This window comes from Pseudonocardia pini (genome assembly GCF_013870575.1).
GTDB lineage: Bacteria > Actinomycetota > Actinomycetes > Mycobacteriales > Pseudonocardiaceae > Pseudonocardia > Pseudonocardia pini.
This window is the reverse complement of record NZ_JACBXB010000391.1, coordinates 1-5,070: the sequence shown is the minus strand read 5'-3', so window position 1 is coordinate 5,070 and position 5,070 is coordinate 1. Positions and strand designations below refer to the sequence as shown.

Here is a 5,070-nt window from a genome sequence, read left to right as displayed (position 1 = left end):
GCACGAAGGCCGACGTGCCGCCCACCGCCGCGATGTCGACGTCGCCGCCCAGCTCGGGTGCGGGTTCGCCCGGAGGTCGCATGCCCCCACGTTAGGACCGATTCGTTTCGGTGGGCGCCGAAACGTTCGGCGGGCGAGGTCGAGTCCGGATCGTCAGGCCTGCCACGCCGGGTCCCGGCCGATGAAGGCGAGCAGCTGCGTCTGCGCGTCGGCGTCCGCGGCGACCTCGACCTTGGGCCCGTACTGCCCGCTGGAGCGCAGGAGGTCGTCGATCGGCTGCATCCCCGCCACGAGGACCGCGCAGCGTTCCGGGTCGAGCGTGGCGTCCTGGCCCGTGGCCCGGGCGAGGTCCCAGGTGTGCATGAACACGTCGTTGGTGAAGAACTGCGCCACCGCCTCCGGCAGCGGGACCTCGCCGATGTGCCGGTCGACGACCTTCGTGTCGGCCGAGGTGGGGTCGTCGAGCAGGGCCTGGACCCCGTCGCTCATCGTGCGCCAGGCACCGAGCGGGTCGGTCTCGACGTCGGGTCCCTTCGGCAGGGTGACGTCCGCACCCCCCTCCAGGAAGCTCGGGAACCACTCCACGAGATGCCGGACGACGTCGCGGGCGGTCCACGCCGCCACCGGGGACGAGGCGTCCCAGGCGTCGGTCACGCCCGCCGCGACCCGGGTGAAGTGGCCCGCGACCTCGCGGTAGTCCTCGGCGGGGGATCGGTGCTCAGCCATGGTGTGCGTCTCCGGGGTCGGGGTGCTCGGTCTGTCCGCTCTGCAGACTGCCCGGTGGCGTCGGACTCATCGCCGGGCGGGGACGGCCTTTCCTCGAGACCCTCGCGCCCGGGACCGAGGGGCTCCGCCGCCCAGCACCTTCCTCCACAGTGGCCTGCGGACCACACCGGCGGCGACCCGCAGGAGCCTGGTCCGCAACGGCAGGCCGCTCACCTCGGAGGCGAGCAGCGGGTGGAGCAGCTCGAGCCTGCTGGGCCCGGCGTCCGCGTCCGTCGGGTCCGGCGGGCGCAGCCGGGAGGCGAAGCGCAGGGCGGAGTCGACGAGCCCCGTGAGGGCGGCCGTGCCGTCGGGGTCGGCGCGGAGCTGGTCGAGGAGGCCCTCGTCCTTGCGGCCGTCCTCGCGCGCGGCCAGGTCGCGGGCGAGCTCGCCCACCTTCCGGGACATCGACGCGGGTGTCTCGCCGCCGAGCGCCAGCACCTGCCTGCCGAGCTCAGCGGTCTCCTCCTCGACGTCGGGGGGATCGGTCACGTCGTCCGGGGTGGTGAGCAGGCGGGTCAGGTGGACGGTCGCGTCGAGCCTGCCCCAGGTCCAGTCCCACTCGCGCCACCTCGGGTCGCCGAACGCGCCGAAGTGCTGCAGGCGGGTACCGTACAGCTTGTCGTCGCCCAGCCCCGGGTCGTCGAGTGCCGGGTGCCGGACGTCCGGGCCGAGGCGCACGAACCCGAAGACGGGCGGGGACTGGTCCTCCGGCCCCTCGGCGAGCGCACCGGTGACCACCTCCACGGCCTCCATCGCCTCGCGCAGGGTGCCGGGCGCGTCCCCGGTCAGCCTCACGTAGTCGTCGACGGCCTGGGTGACCAGCCCGTCGAGCGTCTCCGGCACCGCGAGGGCGTCGAACTGGGCGTTCACGGCGTCCACGATCTCGACGTCCGTGCGGTCGCCGGGTTCCACCAGGTCGGACGCATAGAGGTCCCGCTCGACGGCGGCCTGGAGCGCCTCGATCCTGTCGAGGGCCTCGCCCAGCCGGGTCGCGAGGTCGAGCAGGTCCTGCTCCTCGCCCTCGGTCGACCGGATGTCGTCGCGGACCCTGCTGAGCAGCACCCGCACCGACCGTGACGCGCCGGAGAAGCCGAACTGCCACCCCTTCTCCGCCGACAGCGCCCACGCGGGTGCGAGGGTCGGGTCGAGCGGCGGGGGTGCGCTGGAGCGCAGCGGCGGTCGCGCGCCGGGGACGATCGTGGCGAGGCGGCCCCGCACCTCGTCGAGCGTCCCGGCGACGCGGGCCTCGCGGTAGAGCTGCTCGACGGCCTGCCTGCCGTCCTTCAGCCGCTCCAGCTCCTGTGGGCTCCCCACCGCGGCCTCGAGCAGCGACCGCGCCGCGGTGATCCGGCGTCGGCTGTCGCGCAGGGCGGCGAGCAGGTCGTCGACGTCCCCGCGGAAGTCCGCCTCGCGCGGGTAGCCGAGGCCGGACCCGAGCACCGAGAGGCCGCCGGGCGGGCCGTCCTGTGCGGCCGACGTCCGGGACAGCACCCCGTTCGACGGCACGACGTACAGGACCCGACGACTGATCCAGCCGTCCAGCCGCCGTCGCGCCGTCTCCTCGAGGATCGGTCCCAGGGGCGCGTTGTCGAGCACGCCGCCGTCGACCAGGTAGGTCTGGCGGGACGGGTCGCTGCGGCCCCCGACCTTCGCCACCCGCCGACCGCCCAGCTCCGTCGTCTCCGCCACGGGTTCGAACGCGCCCGGGAAGCCCGCGGACGCCCGCGCCGCCTGCGCGAGCGCACCGCCGTCGCCCGCGAACTCGTTGTCGGTCTGGAGGCGGAACCCCTGCTCGAGCCCGTAGTCGTAGCCCTGCGGGGACCGGAAGCGGTAGAGGCGGCGGTGGTCGGGGACGTCGAAGGGCGTGCCCGCGGCGTCGCGGTAGGAGCGGTCCGCGGTGCCGAGTGCCGTGGCGGTGAGGAAGAGCGTGGTCGGCGCGGCGGTCCTCCGCGGCCGTTCCGGGATCTCGGCGAGGGCCCGCTGGATCGTCCTCGCGAAGTAGCGGCCGTTCAGCACCGACGACGGCGGCGGCTCTGCCGGGTTCGGCAGGAGCTGTCCGGGGGCCAGGACGGCCTGACTCACCCACAGGTCCCGCAGGTCCGGCAGCGGGGCGCCGAAGGCCGAGGCCTTGGCGAGGATCGCCCCGTTCAGCCCGCCGGCGCTCGTACCCGACACGATGTCGACGACCACCCGCACCCGGTGCTGCCCGCAGAACTCGCCCCACCGCGCGAAGTGCTCCGCCTCGGCCCGCCCGCCGGGGCGGTCGAGGTACTCCTCGGGGAAGTCCTCCCCGCGAGAGGCGCGGGCGACCAGGTCCAGCTCGTGGACCACCCCGCTCATCCACACCGCCAGGCTGACCCCGCCGTTGAGGCACAGGGCGATGCGGATCGTGCGAACTGCCATGGTCGCTCCTCCCGACTGCACCGCCTGGGGGAGGAGGATGCCCGACGAACGGGAGATACGGAGTGTCCGCGATCCGTCACCGGTGTGGGCGGCGCGGGCGGCCGAGTCGGTGGACCTCACCCCCGCTGCCGCGTCAGGTGCCGCTCACCCGCCGCACCACCAGCTCCGGCGGCTCCGCGAGCTCCCCGCGGTCGGGGAAGTCGAACAGGCCCAGGATCAGCAGCATCGGGTAGTCCGGGGACTGCCCGCAACGCCGGACCAGCTCGTCGTCGACGAGGAAGTCGACGCCGTCCGGACGCCAGTCCACCGCGTAGCGGTGCGGCTCGCTCACGTCGATCGCCCGGGGTTCGGCGGAGAACTCCTCGTGCAGCGCGGGGTCCCGGAAGGGATGGATCCCGGTGCCGACCGCGGTCGCGGCGTCCCCGAACACCTCGACGAGACAGATCTCCCCGCAGCGTTCGGGGCGGTCCTCCATGCCGATCATCCAGGCGGAGAACATCGCGCGGGGCCCGAGCCGGGCACGACACTCCACCTCGATGCGGCCGTACCTCGGCACGAACCCGCGGGTCTCGGGCTGCTCCTCCCGCACGACCAGCCCGTCCCGGAAGGGCTGCTGGCCCAGGGGGCTGCCGACGGGGCCGGACCAGTTGCCGGACTGCACGGCGGAGACGCGCAGGGGCGGATCGTGCAGGTCGGCGCACCACACGGGATGGTCCGCGGGGACGGTGAGGTGCAGTCCCTCGTCGTCGAGCCGGTAGGCCGCGGCGGCTGCGGCGCGCGAGCTCCACGCGGGCAGGTAGGCCGGGGTCCAGACGGCGGGGTCCAGCTCTCGGAAGGTCTCCTCGAACACGGTCACCTCGATCGGGCAGGTCGGAACCCGACGTCGTCGAGTCGCAGGGTCGGATGGCTGCGGCGGCGGACGGAGGCGCGGCAGCTCCACTGCTCGTCGAACCAGCCGCCCCCGCGCAGGACACGGTAGGTGCCGTAGACCTCGGGATCGTAGAGGTCCCAGCACCACTCCCACACGTTGCCGAGGGTGTCGTGCAGGCCCCAGGCGTTGGGTTCCCTGGTGCCCACCTCGTGCACCCGCTCGCCGGAGTTGGCGCGGTACCAGGCGATGTCCGCGAGCGGGCCGTAGCGGGGGCCGGTCGTGCCCGCGCGGCAGGCGTACTCCCACTCGGCCTCGGTGGGCAGCCGGAAGCCGTCCGCGGTGCGGTCCCACTCGACGTCCTCGCCGTCGACGGCGTAGGCGGGCTGCAGGCCCGCCCGCCGGGAGAGGTCGTTGCAGGCGGCGAGGGCCTCCCACCAGGTGATCTCGGTGAGCGGCAGGTCCAGGTCCCCGGTCACCGGGTGCGCGGCGATCTCGAACGCCGCGACCGCCACGGCCCAGCTCCGCTGCGACCGCCGGTCCGACAGCGTGACTCGGCCCGCGGGGAGCGCGAGGAGGCGAGGCTCGTCCACGGTCGGGAACGGTAGCGCGACGTACGCTCGAAGGATGAGCCTCGCGGTCGCGACCACCCTCGACCACGCCTACGCCCGAGCCGTGCCGGAGCTGACCGTCCCCTGGGCGGCCGCGCCCGCGCCGGACCCGCGGCTCGTGCTGCTCAACGAGGGGCTCGCGGCGGAGCTGGGCCTCGCGGTCGAGCCGTTGCGTGGCCGGGACGGCCTGGTCCTGTTCACCGGGGCGGTGCCGGACACCGTGGCGCTGGCCTACGCGGGCCACCAGTTCGGCGGCTACTCGCCGCGCCTCGGAGACGGCCGGGCGTTGCTGCTGGGCGAGCTGTCCGACGGCCGGGACCTGCATCTCAAGGGCTCCGGGCGCACCCCGTTCGCGCGGGGCGGCGACGGGAAGGCGCCGCTCGGACCGATGCTGCGCGAGTACGTGGTCGGGGAGGCCATGCA

5 protein-coding genes are annotated in these 5,070 nt (G+C 74.5%); 1 reads left to right on the top strand and 4 read right to left on the bottom strand.

Going from position 1 to position 5,070, the window contains the following annotated elements:
• Positions 1-153 precede the first annotated feature (153 nt).
• The 4 genes from H5J29_RS20355 to H5J29_RS20340 form a co-directional block, all read right to left on the bottom strand.
• Positions 154-726 (bottom strand): TIGR03086 family metal-binding protein, encoded by a 573-nt coding sequence (locus H5J29_RS20355; RefSeq protein ID WP_181782645.1) that lies wholly within the window; start codon positions 724-726, stop codon positions 154-156.
• A 66-nt stretch (positions 727-792) separates the two neighbouring features.
• Positions 793-3,168, bottom strand: a complete 2,376-nt coding sequence (locus H5J29_RS20350; RefSeq protein WP_181782644.1) for a DUF3376 domain-containing protein — start codon at positions 3,166-3,168, stop codon at positions 793-795.
• A gap of 133 nt (positions 3,169-3,301) precedes the next feature.
• The gene (locus tag H5J29_RS36300; RefSeq protein ID WP_220187689.1) at positions 3,302-4,018 is read right to left on the bottom strand and encodes a glycoside hydrolase family 16 protein; all 717 of its coding nucleotides are present in this window, start codon (positions 4,016-4,018) and stop codon (positions 3,302-3,304) included.
• A 2-nt stretch (positions 4,019-4,020) separates the two neighbouring features.
• The gene (locus H5J29_RS20340) at positions 4,021-4,629 is read right to left on the bottom strand and encodes a formylglycine-generating enzyme family protein (RefSeq protein ID WP_181782642.1); all 609 of its coding nucleotides are present in this window, start codon (positions 4,627-4,629) and stop codon (positions 4,021-4,023) included.
• 34 nt (positions 4,630-4,663) lie between these two features.
• On the opposite strand from H5J29_RS20340, the gene H5J29_RS20335 reads away from it, so the two are divergent.
• The coding region (locus H5J29_RS20335) for a protein adenylyltransferase SelO family protein (protein ID WP_181782641.1) at positions 4,664-5,070 on the top strand (407 nt) is incomplete at its 3' end.

Excerpts from the sequence above, each read along its gene's own strand:
- H5J29_RS20355 (WP_181782645.1), bottom strand. The coding sequence starts at position 726 with ATGGCTGAGCACCGATCCCCCGCCGAGGACTACCGCGAGGTCGCGGGC.
- H5J29_RS20350 (WP_181782644.1), bottom strand. The coding sequence starts at position 3,168 with ATGGCAGTTCGCACGATCCGCATCGCCCTGTGCCTCAACGGCGGGGTC.